Origin of the sequence: Bacillus sp. 16GRE42, from assembly GCF_019837435.1 — a bacterium.
Classification (GTDB): domain Bacteria; phylum Bacillota; class Bacilli; order Bacillales; family Bacillaceae_G; genus Bacillus_A; species Bacillus_A wiedmannii.
Genome location: NZ_JADAXF010000001.1, coordinates 1,443,037 through 1,458,716 on the forward strand (window position 1 = coordinate 1,443,037; position 15,680 = coordinate 1,458,716).

Consider the following 15,680-nt stretch of genomic DNA (forward strand, 5'->3'; position numbering starts at 1 on the left):
TACGCCTAGCTTGTTCCAATATATGCTTGTACTTATTTAATTAGAACTTCTTCTCTTTTACCATTACGGTTTTTCTGCTTCTTGTTGTGGTTCAAGTGGCGGTACAAGTGTTACACCTAGCTCTGTACCAGGTTGCAACAATGTTCCTTCTGGCACACTTTGTTCGGTTACGTATCCCGTACCAGTAGGTTTTAGGTTAAGCTTTAATGTTTTTGCTAAATTCATAACATCACGCAGTGCCCAACCTTGTATATTTGGCATTGTAGGTTTATCTCCTACTAAGAAGGCTCGGTCACCTTTTAATGTTTGCTCAGTTGCTTTTGGCACTTGCTGCTGCACTTTTCCTTCGCCTAATACGATTGGACGAAGTTTTGCTTTATCAATTGCTTTTTTCGCTTCTTCCATCGTTTTCCCTGTTACATCCGGAACGACAGTTTGTTGTTCTTTCACATATTTTTTCGGGTCTTTTATTTCATTTGGCTTAATCTTTAAATACTCTAAACTATTTTTGGTTACATATTTAAAAATATCAGCTAAAGGCTGTGCGCCATTCTCATCATCTTTCAATTTCGGCTGTTTTACAGCTACATATACAACAAGTTGCGGATCGTCCATAGGTGCCATCCCTAAGAATGAGAATATGTAATTCTCTCTTCCTGTCATATAGCCACCTTTTCCATCCGGAATTTGCGCTGTCCCTGTTTTACCACCAACTGAATACCCATCAACTTTATAAGCAGTTCCTGTTCCTTTCGGCGATGTAACAACGCGTTCTAATAACTGTCTTACTTGCGCTGCTGTTTCTTTCGTAACAGGTTTTCCCACTTCCTCTGGCTTATGTTCTAATTTTACTTCGCCTGTTATTGGATCTACAATTTTATCAATTGTATAAGGCTTCATCATTTTCCCATCATTTGCAATAGCAGTTGCAGCTTGTACAAGCTGTATTGGCGTTACAGTAGAACCTTGTCCAAAAGCTGTTGTTACTTGCTGTATTTGCTGATCGAATACAATGGTATTTGAACCTTCACCAGGTAAATCAATGTTCGTTTTTTCATCTAATCCAAAACTATGAATATATTTTCGGAATCGTTCTGGGCCAAGTTTTTGATCCCCTAAAATTGCAAACGCTACGTTGGAAGAGCGCTCTACCCCTTCATCAAATGTGATAGATCCCCATCCAGCACCGCCGTTATGATCTTTTATTTTTCGGTTTCCGACTTGGTATGTACCAGACTGATAATAATCTTGTCCTTTATACACACCTTCATTAATCGCTGCCGCTAGCGTGAAAATTTTCATTGTTGATCCCGGTTCAAATGCATTTGCAATTGCATCATTGAAGAAATATTCAATTTGGCGATCATTTGGATCATAACTAGGTTTACTAGACATCGCTAATATTTTCCCTGTTTTTGGGTCCGCAACAATCCCTATTAAATTTTCTGGTTCATAATGCTTACTTGCAGCTTTCATCGCATCTTCTAAATAACTTTGAATACGTTGATCTATCGTTAAATACGCGTTATCTCCGTTTTTAGGTGCCTCTACGTTCACTTTCCCACCGTCAAGAGACACTCCTTTACGATCACCTGTATAAGATACTTTCCCGTTAGAAGCACTTAAATATTTATCTAAACTTTTTTCTATACCAAATTGCCCTACCGACGTTCCCTCTTCATTCGGTTTAGCATGCCCTATAACGTAAGATGCAAAATCACCGTTCGGATACACTCTTGCATTTTCAGTAATAAAAGATATGCCTGGCAATTTCAATGCTTCTATTTGTTCCTTCTGTTCTTTCGTCAAATCTTTACCTAGTGTTCCAAATTCGACTTGACTTTTATCTTTTTTATTTAACGTGGCTAAAATCTTCTCTTCATCTTTTCCGAGTACTCCCGCAATTTTCTTTGCAGTATCCTCTTTATTTTCAACATGATTCGCACCTTTTAGTTCCGCTACAAGTTTATAAGAGTTTGCATCTTGCGCTAACACATGACCGTTTTGATCATAAATCGTCCCGCGATTTGCTTCTAGAACTCCTTTTTTACTATGTTTTTGCTGAGCAAGTTTATCCAAATCCTGATTATGCACCGTTCCTGTCGCTTGTATGTAAAAAAATCGGGCTAACAATAGCAAAAAGAGCAGGAGGAATAAAATCATAAAATACCCTGCTCCCTTATTGGTATGAAATTTAGTCATATTTCTCTTCATTTTCCCTTCACACCTATTGCCTTATTTGAGGCCCTTCACATTATTCGCATTAATTTCTAGCCCGTGTTTTTTTGCAACTTCAGCGATTCGTTCATAGCGACTTAACTTCTCTACTTCAGCCTGTAACTCTTGATTTTCTTTTTGCTGCTGTACAATTTTTTGTTCTATCGTCGCTGCTTCTACATTAACTTGATAAAGGCCTGCTTTATTTCCAATAAACGCTACACAGGCATACAATAAAAAGCCAATAAATGCTACATACAACAGTTTTTCGATTCTTGTAATCTTCGCTTTAGCTTTTGGCTGAACCATCTGCTGTGGGGGCGTTTGAATCTGTACCTCTTCTTGCGCTTGTTGTTTGTACTTTACAGCTAAGTTACTCATACCTCTCTCCCCTTTTTATCGTTTTTCAGCGATTCTCAATTTCGCAGAACGCGCTCGATTATTTTCTTCTAACTCTATATCAGAAGGTAAAATCGGTTTTCTTGTAATAAGCTTTAATTTCGGCTTAAATTCATCAGGAATAATCGGTAATCCTGGTGGCAATTGTGGCGTTGTACTATTTCGCTTAAACGTCGTTTTACAAATACGGTCTTCTAAAGAATGGAATGTTATAACACTAACTCTTCCACCCGGCTTGACCATCTCAATTGCAGATTCCAACGCTTCTTCAAACACTTTCAATTCATCATTTACCGCAATACGGATTGCTTGGAACACTCGCTTCGCAGGATGTCCACCCGTTCTACGAGCAGGAGCTGGAATACCCTCTTTAATTAGTTCTACTAATTCTCCTGTCGTTTCAATAGCTTTATTCTCACGATACGCTTCAATTTTCCTTACTATTTGTTTTGAAAATTTCTCTTCACCATACTGGAAGAAAATTCTTACAAGTTGCTCATATGACCAGCTATTTACAACATCATATGCTGTTAATGGGGCATCTTGATCCATCCGCATATCTAACGGTGCATCATGATGATAACTAAAGCCACGCTCTGGTGTATCTAATTGTGGGGATGAAACACCTAAATCAAATAAAATACCATCTACTTCTGTTATACCTAATTCCTGTAGTTTTTCAGATAAATAACGGAAATTACTCTTTACTGTTATGAACTGCTCACCGTATGAAGAGAATCTTTCTTTCGCATTTTGAATCGCTATCTCATCTTGATCAAACGCGATTAATCTTCCATCTTCAGTTAATTGGGATAATAAATAAGAACTATGTCCTCCTCCCCCCAGTGTACAATCTACATATGTACCACCTGGCTTTATATCTAAGCCGTCTACTGTTTCCTTCAAAAGTACTGTTACGTGTTTAAACATTGTTGCACCTACTCTTTTTCCAATTAATTATGTTGAATGCATCTCCTCCTCCAAACGCATATTTCACGATTAGAGAACGAAATACTATGAAAGAACGACTCATTTAACTTGCCTACAAAGGCAGCATACTATACAAATCGCTATTTTCTTTTATTATATACTAAATTTTATCATCTTTTGCGGGAATTTAAATAAAAAACTGTCGAAAAAGATGATAATACGTTTACATTTTGTGCTATTTTGTCATATATTTAAGTATCCTGCATAATTACGATATTCACCGTTTTTAAAATTAATAATTCAGAAAAATTTCACTTCACAGTAAATTCAACAGAACAAAAATAAAATCCTGCTCCTAAGAGCAAGATTCTATAGTTTTATAACATGATGTTTTCCGTCCCAAGAAAACGTTTCTGCCATTACACGATCAACGAAATCCAAACCGAACTGATTTAAATAGTAACATACATTCCACACACGCTCTTGCGGCGCCCCTAATGGACGAAGTGCAAATTGTATGCGACGGAATTTATTTAGCTGTACTGCATGTTTTTTCTCAACATTTCTTTTCAACATTCTTTCCAACAGTTCAATTTGTTCATTAATTTTGAATTCATTTTTCCCTGCAAACGCACTTAATCCAGGATCTATTTTCTTCACAAACTGTTGTAATGACGTATGGATATCAATTATTTCTTTTTTCGCCTCTACAAATCGATCATCTATCGGTTCCTCTATTTGATTAGATAACCAGTTTTCACGCAACTTATCTACGTTATTTAAAAACGGATCACTGTCTTGCAATTGCAAATCGTATAAATCTGTCGCTATATCCCTCTCTACATAAGTGATTGTAATACGCGGAACGACAGGCGGCATTCGGAAACCAATCGTATGGAAAACTTGTTGCAATTCACTCCAGTAAGCTAATTCCCCTGGTCCTCCAATAAACGCGAGCGTAGGAAATAGATACTCTTGCATAAGAGGGCGCGTTACAACATTATTACTAAAGCGTTCCGGGCTTCTTTCCATCTCTTCCATCAATTCCTCATTTGAAAAGGAATACGCTCCATCCTTCCCTACAAACTTCCCTTGATCGTTTTCAAGTAACACTCGCTCATTATCAATTTCCATAAATATATGTACTGCATTATACTTTGTTTCAATAATCGGTTTATATCCTAATTCTTTAATTATTTCCTGTTGGTTATGAAGCCCCTCTTGTACTTCTTTATACTTACCTATAATTTGCTTAAAAAACGGCACTTCTAATTTTCTTAATTCAGGATGATGTGAATCAACAAGAATTAAACCAGAATTCACGAACATTTTCATAATAAGATGGGCAAAGAAATCTACATACGTATTCGATTCCCCCAAAGAATCATCAATAAATTGCAGTACATCCTTTGTAAAATTCGTTTCAGGGTATGTTTTGAAAATTTCTTCAATCCACTTTCTACAGTCTTCCAAAGAAAGCTCGGACTCTGAAGCACTCGCCTTTTTCGGATTACGATCATGAAAAATAGTCTTTTTTATTTTTTTATTCTTCGTTACAAAAGTATGATTAATTTCATCCATATCATGGTCTTCACCAGCAATCCAGAAAACAGGAACAACTTTAACACCTAAACTTTCTTCCTTTTCCTTCGCAAGCTGTAAAACTGAAATGATTTTATGAATTGTATAAAGTGGTCCAGTTAATAATCCAGCTTGTTGTCCAGCTATAACAACATATGTATTTTCTTCTCCAAGCGCTTTTACATTTTGAATCGTAGCTTCTCCCGCTTGTAATTTTGTATTATATTCTAATAAATGCGCTACTAAATCTTGGCGGAAAAACTCCCTCTCACGCAAATCATGTACACGCTGTTTAAAAGCATCTTCTGTTAACATATAGTCAAAACACGACTGTATCTCTTTTTTACCGTTCATATAGTCCGCTACAACACCTTGTTGCGGAACAGAGATTTCTTTTATCTCCATATAATTCTTCCTTTCGTATCCTGTTCTCTCACCAATCCACATTGTAGTCAATGTTGCACGTAAAAGCAAAGAATTACACTTATTCTTTTACTTCTAATCCTTTTATTGCATCGAACAAAAATTGAAGTGTCGGAACGGATCGTTGCTGTTTCTTAGCTTCCTCTAATACATATCCAACAATCGCACCAATTTCCGTTTGTCTATTCGCCCTTACATCTGCCAGCATAGATGATGTATTATGAGACGTTTTTTCACATACGTGACGTACCATTTTCCATACCATTTCTTTTTCTTCTTTAACAAGAAAAACGACTTCCTGAAATACTTGCTCCATCAATCCATAAAAAAACGGGTTCGTAATCAACTCTCCGTTCTGGATTTGTAATAACGCTGTCAATGGATTGATACATACATTAACTACTAATTTTTTGTGCATGACATCCTTCCAATCATCTTCTATTTGAATCGGAAAATGAGGAAATGGAAAGCACTTAAATATTTTTTCAAAATGTATAGACTGGCCGTGCACGATTCCAAACTTCGTTACACCTATCCCCGTATGATAAACGGTATGTCTTTCTTCTTTTTTTGCACCATGCTCTACAATCCCAACTGCAATATTTTCATTCCCTATTTTCTGCATAGCATGAAGATGAGACATTCCGTTTTGCAAAAAGATTAATGAGGATTCCCCTCGCACAAAAGGCAGTATGTCAGTTATATGATATTGCTTAACAGCAATAAATATATAGTCTAGCTTCTTGTCTAGCATATTTTCTATTGGCAAAACAGGTGGGAATACGGTTTCACGTTTTTCCTCCCTCATACAAGTTACACCCGTTATATTCAATTCCTCAGCCTGTTTAGCTGTCCTTGTAAACAACGTAACATCTTGATTACTTTTTTGTAAATAAAATGCATATAACAGACCGATAGCTCCTGGTCCCACAACTCCAATTTTCATTTTCACACAAGGAACTCATATAAATACGATACACAAGTCCTTTTTCCCTCCCCCTTTTTATCCCGCAAACACCTGATTGGTGCGGAATCATAATTAACTAAAGGTGAACAAATCCCACCGATTACAGTTTCACTTTATCTTTCTCAATTCCATGAACACAGTTTACAATTTCATTGCTCTTTAACAAACAAATGCAACCTCTACTTTCAATATGTATATACTACCTATTAATATGCTTCTACTCTTAGTTTAGCAAATCCCCAAAAAAATAATAAAAGAAATATACTATCTTCTTCATAAAAATAAAAAAATGAGTTATAATATTATTATAAATATTTTTACTTTTCTGCATTCAACGAGACAAGAAGAGGATGTGATGTTATGGGATTCCCAAAAGTTGAGCGCTTGCTCATCAATTATAAAACATTAGACGAATTTAAAAAATTTAAAGGTTGCGGAGCTCAAGAATTATCCATGTTAGAAGAATTACAGGCAAACATTATTGAAAACGATAGTGAATCTCCATTTTACGGTATTTATTATGGTGGATCACTAATTGCACGTATGAGTCTATATATGAAAAGGCACGGCGGGGAACCATTCGAAATTACAGGTACTTACCTAGAACTCTATAAACTTGAAGTGTTACCAACTTTCCAAAAACAAGGATTCGGAGAAATGCTTGTAAATTATGCGAAGGGGCTACAGTTCCCAATTAAAACGATCGCACGTATCCATTCAGCTGGTTTTTGGGATAAATTAAATTTCCAGCCTGTATCAGTACCTGATGGTGATTTTTATGTTTGGAACCCCGAAACAAATTTGAATGCGGTTACAAACGAAGAGTCCGCATAAGAAATAAAAAAACAGCTACATAGCAGCTGTTTTTTTATTTCTTTAACTTTTCTAATTTTCCATTCGAACGAGCGCTATTTCTTTCTGCTACCATTACACTTCTTTTTTGATCGATATAATCAAGCAATGTTCTATACTCTTCCTCATATACTGATAATCGCTCCAAAAGACTCTCTCTCTCTGTTTGTAACGATTCAATTTGCTGTTGCAACACCATTAAAGAGTTTTCATCTTTATAATTTTGCAAGAAATCAATAACATCATTCAATGTAATTGACGTAGGCTCTACTACCTTTGTCTCTTTTACTTCATAATTTTCTACTTTACGTAGTTGCTTCGCTTCTTCAATACGTTCTTTGTATTGTTTTCTAACGTAAGAATTCCATCTAAAGCCACATGCTGCTGGTGTACGAGATAAATGTCTTCCCACTTCTTTAAAGGCAGATAATTGCGTTCCACCTTCTTGAATATGCCGGAGTACTACTTCTGCCAGAAGCAAATCTTCATCATCAGTCCAAGCATCTTGTCTTGTTGTCGCCATCTCTCTAGTCCTCCCTATGCATTTTTTATTAAGCATATGCAGTTACTAGAAAAGATAGAATACAACAAATAAAGAATAAGACAAAAAAAATAAACGTAGAAGATATCTTCTACGTTTATTTTCCCGCAATTACTTGCTGATTACTTCTTTACCTTTGTAAGTACCGCATGCTTTACATACACGGTGAGCTAATTTCGCTTCACCACAGCTTGGGCACTCTACCATACCAGGTACTGATAATTTGAAATGCGTACGACGCTTTCTTTTTACTGTTTTAGAAGTTCTTCTAAAAGGTACAGCCATTCTTCCCACCTCCTTAAAAGAAATAGTTATTTTCATATGAAGGCCTAAACCAGTCTTCCGATTATTTGTCAAAAAACTTTGCAAGTCCTGCTAATCGTGGATCAACAGTCTTTTCTTTGTTTTCTTCCGAAATCACTTGCCAGTCTTGACCTTGCATCGGTGCTCCACCAGAAACATCATCACTGAAAATTTGCATTGGAATCTCCAAAAGTATATTTTCCTTGATTACGGGCAGTAAGTCAAGTACTTCTCCTTCTAAACAATGAATTTCAGCTTCAGTTTCAAATTCTTCTTGTGAAGTTTGGAACACCTCAGTTGTTTTAATGTCAAATGGTAATGTCACATCTACTAAAGAGCGAGAACATGGTAAAACCATGCTTCCAGTTATATGTAGATGGAACGTAAACTTACCGGAGCCAAAATCAACTCTTCCTGTTACATGAGCAGGATTAATTTCACGAATATCTTTCTCGACCTCTTGTAGCTCACTTACATCTACCATCTCATCCAATGTCAATCCTTTATTTCTCAATTTATTCAATTGATGGATGGACCATTTCATATCATATCACCTCAAGGCAACAAACAAAATTATAGCTAGCCATTTTATATTTGTCAATGTTTTTTCTTTACACTATAATGAAGTCATCATAGTAAATAATATATAGAGTATCACGTTTTTGAAAAAGATGCTACATCGAAAGGAGAGATTACCATAAAAGCCAGTGGTATTGTTGTTGAATATAACCCTTTTCATAACGGTCATGATTATCATGTGCAACAAACAAAAAAGTTAACACACGCTGATATTACAATCGCTGTTATGAGTGGCCCTTTTTTACAGCGTGGTGAGCCAGCACTCATATCCAAATGGTATCGTACCAAAATGGCCTTATCATGCGGTGTAGACCTTGTTGTAGAGCTTCCATACGCCTTCTCAACACAAAAGGCTGAAACCTTTGCAAATGGCGCTATTTCTATTTTAAACGCCCTGCGTGTTTCTGAAATTTGTTTCGGTAGTGAAGATGGGGAGATTGAAAATTTTCATAACACCATCTCTGTGCAAAAAAATGAAGAAGATACTTTTAATCGTCTTGTAAAGCAATTTATGAATGCAGGTAACAGTTACGCAAAAGCTACATCTGAAGCCTTCCTACACATTTTACCATCCGAAAAAAACATAGACATGTCACAACCGAATAACATATTAGGATTCCAATACATGAAATCAATTTTCTTACAAAATAGTTCTATGCAAGCACAAACGATAAAAAGATTCGCATCTCATTATCATGATGAAACATTTAGCGACCAACATATTGCAAGCGCAACTAGTATTCGTAAACAACTTTTTAGCGAAAATAGTTCTTTTACAGAAATTGAGCCTTTCATCCCAAAAGCGACTGCTTCTCTTTTAGCAAGTTACAAACAAAACTACGGGATATTACATAATTGGGAACAATACTTTTCATTTTTCAAATACAAACTCATGACGATGTCTCCAGAAGACTTACGACTTATATATGAAATAGAAGAAGGTTTAGAGCATCGTATTTTATCAAAAATCCAAAACAGTTCCTCCTTCCATTCATTCATGGAAGCATTAAAAACGAAGCGCTATACATGGACTAGATTACAAAGAGCTTGTACACACATTTTAACAAATACAACAAAAGAAGAAATACATAGCGCAAATATAGAGCAGCATGCACCGTACATTCGTCTACTAGGCATGTCACAAAAAGGACAAACTTACCTTTCAAAAAACAAGAAAAAAATAGAACTTCCCATCCTTACCCATACAAAAACATTTGACCATCCTACTTTACATATAGAGCGAAAAGCCAATTCTGTATATTTCTCCATCATGCAAGAACCATTACGAACACAACTACTAAAACAAGATGCAACACACCATCCAATTCGTTACGATGAAACAACTGCAAAATTCCTATAAAAAACCTCTCTTTTTCAGAGAGGTTTATTTTTTCTCGCCCATTTTTTCCAAATACAGCAATGCATCATCCAGCGTATCAACTGGTACAACTTTCATTTTTGTTTTAATATCTTTCGCAGCCGCAAGCGCATCTTTATAATTCGATTTCTCCGCACCTTTTTCATTTGGCGCAAAGAACACTTCAGCACCAGCATCACTTGCAGCGACCACTTTTTGCTGAATACCACCAATCGGGCCAATTTCTCCCTTTTCATTTATCGTCCCTGTTCCAGCTATTTCATGCCCTCTTGTTAAATCATCTTCCACAAGTTGATTATATATTTCTAATGTAAACATTAGGCCTGCCGATGGTCCGCCTATTTCATGAGAATCAATTTTCACTTTCGGATCTACCACTAATTCTCTTTCAGTAACGATAGAAACCCCTATACCAACACGCCCATTACCATTCGGAATGGTCTTTACATTTAAATTTTCTTTTAACTGTTTTCCATTCCTCTTGTACTCAATATTTACTGCTTCCCCTTCTTTTTTTCCTGTCATATATTCAATAAATTGCTCCGTCTTTTCAAATATTTTTCCGTCGACAGCTATGATGACATCTCCAAGCTTAAGCTTGCCTTCTGACGGCATCCCTTTCGCTACTCCTGCAACCAATACACCTTTATTTTCAAAAGAAACAGTACGATTTGCACGTTTATATGCATTATAGATTGCTGCATTTTGCGAATCTTTCATCGCATAATTTTGGCGAAATTGATATTCTTCATCACTCTCACCTTTTTGCAATATTTCTTCCGCTTTCGAAATATGTGTGTATTTATTAAACTGTGCCGCTATTAAATTCACCACATTTGCTGGTCCCATTGAAACCGTAACAAGCATAAAATCACCGGATTCTTTCGTTCCACCTTCAACTTGAACGTAAGGCTCTAATTTGGCCGCCATTCCTGGTTTTGTTACATAATACGGTAAACGTACGTAAACAAGTAACATCGCCAATATAACCCCTATTAAAATTGCATATATAAACCGAAAACGCTTAAACATTATGTTTCTCCTTCCACTGCTCAATTAATAAATAAATATTTGCAACATGTTTTTCCGCCTCTACTTCTCCAACTCGAATAATGTCTTCAATGTTTGTAAAAGCACGTGAACTAAATTGTTCTACAGCTGGTCGCATCATTAAATCCGATGCAATTTGTCGATTCATCACTAGCTCATGTTGCATAATTTCAATACTCTGCATAATTACATCATAAATAGATGTAACCTCTCCATTCACTTTAATCGGGGATACATCAACAGCAATAACAATATCAGCACCTAACTCTTTCACAACCGATACTGGAATGCGATCAATCACTCCGCCATCCACCAATAATCGTCCATCTATTTTTTCTGGTACAAACACTCCAGGTACAGATATGCTAGCTCTCACAGCCTCTGCAACAGGACCACTTGTAAAAACTACTTTTTCCCCCTTCAAGATGTCAGTAGCCACAACAGCCGTCGGGATATCTAACTCTTCTAAATTTTTATTATATGTAAACATTTTAATCATATCTTTGACACGTTTTCCAGCAATAAATCCCATTTTCGGAACTGTAAAATCTAAATAATATTTCCTCTTAAAAACATTTGCCAGTTTATACAACCTTTCAACGTTTGAGCTAGCTGCATAAAACGTACCTACTAAAGCCCCCATACTACTTCCTGCAATCATATGAATCGGTATACCATTTTCTCTTAAAACTTTTATAACACCAATATGTGCAAACCCTTTTGCGCCCCCAGATCCAAGAGCCAAACCAATTTTCGGTTCTTTCATTTTTCTCACCCTTTAATTTTTTTCATTCCTTTTTCATACTTATGGTCTAAATGCACTACGTATCCACGTATACTGAAATGAACGTTTTTTGGGACAAAGGGGGATTTACTTACATGTATGAAAAATGGAAAACGGCTTTTCTTACCATATCAACACTGTTTTTAACCTTTTCTCTTGTACTTCACCCCCAAGCTGCTTTGCAAGCTTCCATTCGAGGGTTAAATATATGGTGGGAAGTTGTATTCCCTTCACTTTTACCGTTTTTCATCATTGCGGAACTTCTAATTAGTATTGGTGTTGTAAAATTTATAGGTGTTATATTAGAACCACTCATGCGACCACTTTTTCGCGTTCCAGGGATAGGCGGATTTGTTTGGGCAATGGGAATGGCTTCAGGATTCCCTGCTGGCGCCAAATTAAGCGCTAGACTGCGTAAAAGTAATCAACTAACACAAATCGAAGCAGAACGCCTCGTATCTTTTACAAACTCATCTAATCCACTTTTTATTTTTGGAGCTGTTTCAATCGGTTTTTTCAATAATCCGAAATTAGGAATCGTATTAGCTGCTGCACATTATTTAAGTAACTTTGCCGTCGGGTTATTGATGCGTTTTTACGGCAATAACAATATTTCCACGAAGTATCAACATCCTACTAAAAAACGTCCTTTTCAAAACCCTTTTTCAGTCCTACACGAGACGCGCATGCAAGAAAAAAGACCATTAGGAAAATTACTTGGGGACGCTATCGTTTCTTCTATTCAAACGTTACTTATGATTGGTGGATTTATTATTTTATTCTCTGTTTTAAATAAAATGATTACTGTATTTCATATTACAGCAGCACTTTCTTTTATTATGCAACATATTTTATCATTCTTCCAACTAACTACAGAATTTAGTATTCCAATCTTATCAGGGATTTTTGAAATGACACTCGGTAGCCAAATGATTAGTCAAATAAATGAAACACCCCTCCTGCAGCAAGCTATGGTAACAAGCTTTATTTTAGCGTTTAGCGGCCTTTCTATTCAGGCACAAGTTGCTAGCATATTAGCTGAAACAGACATCCGATTTAAGCCCTATTTTTTCGCACGAATTATCCAAAGTATTCTGGCTCCTATTTTTACTTTTATATTTTGGAAACCATTTTATGAAAAAGTAAGCTCTTTTTCACCTATGCAAAAAGATATCCCCGTATTTTTATCGAATCATTCTTCTATACTGCAAGAAATTTGGACATCTTTTGTACACTATGGACCGATCTTTACTTTATTTTGTTTATATGTATATGTTATCTTATTATTTTTTCGTAGCAACAAAGAAAAACCCCGTTCACTTTAACGGGGTTTGAAACTTTTCTTTTAAAGCACGTTCTACAACAGGAGGTACAAGATCTACTACGCTTCCTCCATATCTCGCAACTTCTTTTACAATGCTCGAGCTTAAAAATGAATATTGGTTATTTGTCATAATAAAAAAGGTTTCAATATTTTCATCTAATTTTCGATTCATAGAAGTAATTTGCATCTCATATTCAAAATCAGAAACCGCTCGTAACCCACGCAAAATCGCGTTTGCATTACGCATTTTCGCATACTCCACTAATAGTCCACTATGTGAATCTACTTTTACATTCGGGATATCCTTTGTTGCTTCTCGAATTAAATCTAAGCGCTCTTCAACTGAAAAGAACGGTTTTTTTGACGAGTTGTTTAAAACTACTACGTATACCTCATCAAATACTTTTGCTCCCCTTTTAATAATATCCAGATGCCCAAGGGTAATTGGATCAAAACTTCCCGAAGAAATAGCTATACTAGTCATTCCGTCCCCTCACCTTCATACTTATAAATCGATATTGCTGTAACCCCATAATTTTCAGCTCTTACTTTTACAAGACTCCCTATAGAATCAGGTAAAACCACATCATTACCATGCTCTGACATAATTAATCCATCTCTATGTAGCAATCCATGTTGATCCATCACACTAATTAAAGATACAATTTTTTGATCTTTATATGGAGGATCAATTAATATAAGATCGAATGATATTTCACGTTTTATAAGAGCCTTTACCGCACGTTCTGCATCATTTCGATATACTTCAGCTTGTTCCTGTATTCGACAACTTTCTAAATTTTGATGGATTACTTTTATCGCTTTATTATCTCGATCAACAAAAATTGCTTTATCAATCCCTCTACTTATAGCCTCGATTCCAAGACCACCACTACCGCCAAATAAATCAAGAGCGATACCACCATCAAAATAAGGACCTATCATATTAAATATTGATTCTTTTACTTTATCTGTCGTTGGACGTGTTGTATTACCTGGCACCGCTTTTAGTGGATGCCCTTTACATTTTCCTGAAACTACTCTCATCTGTTGTCACTACCTTTATTTCAATCTATCGAGCAATTATAGAAAACCTTTCTCCATTCGGTAACCGCTACCAAACTATACTATTCCATGAAATTTTCCATTCATTTCTCAATGAACAATAGGAGAACTTTGGCTTAAAATAACCGCTCTGCATTTTTATGTATTCATCTCACCATGCGCTAACACGAACCCATTATGTATATTCGTTTCACTTTATCTTTTTTATCCTATCATAAAATAAAAAAAAGAAAAATAAAAAGCCAAACATAAAATTTAATTTCATGATGTATATCTTCATTTAGATTGGACATAAATAATTATAACAACATCACCTTCGATGTTGTTGCCAACCGCGGAGAAGACTTACGTTTCCCCATAAGTTCTTCCTCCGGTTTCTCCTCTCCCTTTTCCTTCTTACTAGTACATGCTAGTATAAGAAGGGCCCTGCTTTGCAGGGTTTTTTTTCTTTGTCTACTTTTCATTTAAAAAGTGAGATGGTACAGTAAAAGAAAGAGGAGGAAAAAATATGATTCAACGCTTTATAGAACTCGGAGAAGGCTACTCTGATTTATATGAATTACTTGAAATCGCCAAAGCAAATCAAGAACGTATAACACATATGTTACAATTTGAAACGATTAAAAATGAAAAAAAAGTGTGCTCACTTGTTGTAATATTAAAACCAACTACTACTGGTGATTTCCAACCATTATACATATGTCGTGAAGGCATTCCTGTACTTGAAAATAAAAAAAGTAAACGCGTCATTTTATTTGAAGAAACGGCAGAACAACTAGGAAGAAAAGTGACTACCTTTACGGTAAAACCATCCACAACTTTCCCAGAAAAAGAACTGTTTTTCAATCATTTAATTGGTATTTTACGAATGAATAATTTCATTCCTCCAATGAAATAAATTGTTATTTCAAGTAAAAAAATCCCCTGCTAAAATTTGCAGGGGATTTTTTCTATTAGCTATAATCGTATTCTTTTGCCCGATCAGGACGTGAATTTTCAAATTCCGTTTTTAAATACGGGCGGTACGACTGTTCTATCTTCTTCACAAAAGGAAGCTTGTTCAACTTTTGCATCATATGCTCAATTTGTTCCATATCACAATATACTACTGCGTATTTTAAGCGTTTTGATATGTAATGTATGTTACCATATTTCCTTAAAATCTTGGCATGTTTCAATGAATGTAAATAAACAATCATACTTTGTCGTTGCCCGAACATAATCTTCTCCATCTTCTCCTTTTAAAAGCATATATTTTATATTTTATGAAAACCAATCAGAAATTTA

The 15,680-nt window shown here is 35.7% G+C and carries 17 protein-coding genes; 4 read left to right on the forward strand and 13 right to left on the reverse strand.

Annotated elements, in window-relative coordinates:
* Window positions 1–63: 63 nt before the first annotated feature.
* The 5 genes from ILS93_RS07340 to panE all read right to left on the reverse strand — a co-directional run bounded on the left by ILS93_RS07340 (window position 64) and on the right by panE (window position 6,502).
* Entirely contained in the window at window positions 64–2,214 is a 2,151-nt protein-coding gene (locus tag ILS93_RS07340; RefSeq protein ID WP_098101659.1) for a penicillin-binding protein, read from the reverse strand.
* Window positions 2,215–2,235: 21 nt separating this feature from the next.
* Window positions 2,236–2,598: a cell division protein FtsL gene (gene ftsL, locus ILS93_RS07345; RefSeq protein ID WP_000067081.1), complete on the reverse strand. Its 363-nt coding sequence runs from the start codon at window positions 2,596–2,598 to the stop codon at window positions 2,236–2,238.
* A gap of 15 nt (window positions 2,599–2,613) precedes the next feature.
* Complete coding sequence (gene rsmH / locus ILS93_RS07350) at window positions 2,614–3,546, reverse strand: 16S rRNA (cytosine(1402)-N(4))-methyltransferase RsmH (RefSeq protein ID WP_222660269.1); 933 nt, start codon at window positions 3,544–3,546, stop codon at window positions 2,614–2,616.
* A 369-nt stretch (window positions 3,547–3,915) separates the two neighbouring features.
* Window positions 3,916–5,532 carry a bacillithiol biosynthesis cysteine-adding enzyme BshC gene (gene bshC / locus ILS93_RS07355; RefSeq protein WP_222660272.1) on the reverse strand — a complete coding sequence of 539 codons (1,617 nt, stop codon included), beginning with the start codon at window positions 5,530–5,532 and terminating at the stop codon, window positions 3,916–3,918.
* Window positions 5,533–5,611: 79 nt separating this feature from the next.
* The gene (gene panE, locus ILS93_RS07360) at window positions 5,612–6,502 is read right to left on the reverse strand and encodes a 2-dehydropantoate 2-reductase (protein WP_222660274.1); all 891 of its coding nucleotides are present in this window, start codon (window positions 6,500–6,502) and stop codon (window positions 5,612–5,614) included.
* A 375-nt stretch (window positions 6,503–6,877) separates the two neighbouring features.
* On the opposite strand from panE, the gene ILS93_RS07365 reads away from it, so the two are divergent.
* Window positions 6,878–7,351, forward strand: a complete 474-nt coding sequence (locus tag ILS93_RS07365; RefSeq protein WP_060488409.1) for an N-acetyltransferase — start codon at window positions 6,878–6,880, stop codon at window positions 7,349–7,351.
* A gap of 34 nt (window positions 7,352–7,385) precedes the next feature.
* Here the strand turns inward: ILS93_RS07365 and ILS93_RS07370 are convergent, their stop codons facing one another.
* The 3 genes from ILS93_RS07370 to ILS93_RS07380 form a co-directional block, all read right to left on the reverse strand.
* Entirely contained in the window at window positions 7,386–7,892 is a 507-nt protein-coding gene (locus tag ILS93_RS07370) for an RsfA family transcriptional regulator (RefSeq protein ID WP_060488408.1), read from the reverse strand.
* A gap of 129 nt (window positions 7,893–8,021) precedes the next feature.
* A complete protein-coding gene (gene rpmF / locus ILS93_RS07375; RefSeq protein ID WP_001984764.1) occupies window positions 8,022–8,195 on the reverse strand; it encodes a 50S ribosomal protein L32 in 174 nt (57 codons plus the stop codon).
* A 61-nt stretch (window positions 8,196–8,256) separates the two neighbouring features.
* Window positions 8,257–8,757 carry a YceD family protein gene (locus ILS93_RS07380; protein ID WP_000872150.1) on the reverse strand — a complete coding sequence of 167 codons (501 nt, stop codon included), beginning with the start codon at window positions 8,755–8,757 and terminating at the stop codon, window positions 8,257–8,259.
* Window positions 8,758–8,910: 153 nt separating this feature from the next.
* On the opposite strand from ILS93_RS07380, the gene ILS93_RS07385 reads away from it, so the two are divergent.
* Window positions 8,911–10,152, forward strand: a complete 1,242-nt coding sequence (locus ILS93_RS07385; RefSeq protein WP_367627525.1) for a nucleotidyltransferase — start codon at window positions 8,911–8,913, stop codon at window positions 10,150–10,152.
* 24 nt (window positions 10,153–10,176) lie between these two features.
* Here ILS93_RS07385 and ILS93_RS07390 read toward each other — a convergent pair whose 3' ends face one another.
* Entirely contained in the window at window positions 10,177–11,202 is a 1,026-nt protein-coding gene (locus ILS93_RS07390; protein WP_064474963.1) for a SepM family pheromone-processing serine protease, read from the reverse strand.
* Window positions 11,195–11,986, reverse strand: coding sequence for a patatin-like phospholipase family protein (locus ILS93_RS07395; RefSeq protein ID WP_000662602.1), 792 nt, complete (start codon window positions 11,984–11,986; stop codon window positions 11,195–11,197). Before ILS93_RS07395 ends, ILS93_RS07390 begins: the two co-directional genes overlap by 8 nt.
* Window positions 11,987–12,099: 113 nt before the next feature.
* Here ILS93_RS07395 and ylbJ point away from each other — a divergent pair, with 113 nt between their 5' ends.
* Window positions 12,100–13,329: a sporulation integral membrane protein YlbJ gene (gene ylbJ / locus ILS93_RS07400; RefSeq protein WP_064474961.1), complete on the forward strand. Its 1,230-nt coding sequence runs from the start codon at window positions 12,100–12,102 to the stop codon at window positions 13,327–13,329.
* Here the strand turns inward: ylbJ and coaD are convergent.
* Together coaD and rsmD are read right to left on the reverse strand one after the other, a co-directional pair.
* A complete protein-coding gene (gene coaD, locus ILS93_RS07405) occupies window positions 13,321–13,812 on the reverse strand; it encodes a pantetheine-phosphate adenylyltransferase (protein WP_000200598.1) in 492 nt (163 codons plus the stop codon). The two genes, ylbJ and coaD, sit on opposite strands and share 9 nt — an antisense overlap.
* Complete coding sequence (gene rsmD / locus ILS93_RS07410; RefSeq protein ID WP_064474960.1) at window positions 13,809–14,375, reverse strand: 16S rRNA (guanine(966)-N(2))-methyltransferase RsmD; 567 nt, start codon at window positions 14,373–14,375, stop codon at window positions 13,809–13,811. Before rsmD ends, coaD begins: the two co-directional genes overlap by 4 nt.
* A gap of 526 nt (window positions 14,376–14,901) precedes the next feature.
* Between rsmD and ILS93_RS07415 the strand changes: the two genes are divergently transcribed.
* Window positions 14,902–15,291, forward strand: coding sequence for a DUF7147 family protein (locus ILS93_RS07415; RefSeq protein WP_000616012.1), 390 nt, complete (start codon window positions 14,902–14,904; stop codon window positions 15,289–15,291).
* Window positions 15,292–15,346: 55 nt separating this feature from the next.
* On the opposite strand, the gene ILS93_RS07420 is transcribed toward ILS93_RS07415, so the two are convergent.
* Window positions 15,347–15,613, reverse strand: coding sequence for a YlbG family protein (locus ILS93_RS07420; protein WP_002080814.1), 267 nt, complete (start codon window positions 15,611–15,613; stop codon window positions 15,347–15,349).
* Between the last annotated feature and the right edge of the window lie 67 nt (window positions 15,614–15,680).